This window comes from Calditerrivibrio sp. (genome assembly GCF_049968475.1).
Classification (GTDB): Bacteria; Chrysiogenota; Deferribacteres; order Deferribacterales; family Calditerrivibrionaceae; genus Calditerrivibrio; species Calditerrivibrio nitroreducens_A.
In genome coordinates, this window is sequence record NZ_JBMFQS010000027.1 from 1 (window position 1) to 928 (window position 928).

Genomic DNA, 928 nt, shown 5'->3' on the forward strand with positions numbered 1-928 from the left:
TATGCTTATGCAATAGGCTATAGCTTTTTCAGATCTATTGAGGTAAATTTATGTGGTTAATTTCTCACTCAACGTATACCTATAAATATAAATATAAGTATAGACCCCATAAAAAGAAGTTGACCAGCTAATTTAAACATTGATATCTGCGTATATTCCGCTACTTTCTTCAAAGCTTTGTAAAGGAGATAGTAAGCATAAACAAACAGAACTATAGCAACTATTATGTCCATTATTGGTCCTATTGAAATTACAAATACTAAAACGTTTTCCATCAAATTTGAACCTAACAATGTCCCTAATAAGCCAGCAGCTCCAAATAGTAATTCATAGAAAATTACAAAAATAAGTCCTAACGTGCTAAGAATAACACCCATCAGACTCCAATTAAAAATCTTCTGGTCGTTGTAGACTTTGCTAATCTCATACATAGCAATTAAGAAAAGTACGTACCCTGCTAAACCTAAAAGAATTCCGATTCCAGGAACAAATAATAAAAATAAGAAAATTCCTCCTAAACCACCTAAAATCTTTTCATTTCCTACCTTCATATTTTCGCTCCCGAAGTGATTTATTCATAATTGTATTTTTTTTAACATACATATATTTAACATACGTTGAGTGAGAAATTAACCACATAAATTTACCTCAATAGACCTGAAAAAACTATAGCCTATTGTATAAGCATAAAAGTTTTGAAGTTGCTACTAACCTAAAATTCTTGAAGAAAAGTTTTAAAAATCTTTGAAAGTAAAGGTTTGTTTTTACATGTGATTGACTTTCCCATTTTTTGCCTTTTTACAGGTGATAGAGTTAACTCCTTTTTTAAGGAGTTAACCTAGAAAAAAGCCTTAATGATATATATGGGTTAACTTGTGTGTAAAGGAAAATATTTGTTTATAAACTCCTTAGAAATCTTATAGAAATT

General features: G+C 29.5%; 1 protein-coding gene. It reads right to left on the reverse strand.

The window, feature by feature from the left end; all coding sequences use genetic code 11:
- Positions 1–68 precede the first annotated feature (68 nt).
- Positions 69–551 carry a DUF996 domain-containing protein gene (locus ACP5Q2_RS09860; RefSeq protein ID WP_428099621.1) on the reverse strand — a complete coding sequence of 161 codons (483 nt, stop codon included), beginning with the start codon at positions 549–551 and terminating at the stop codon, positions 69–71.
- Positions 552–928 lie beyond the last annotated feature (377 nt).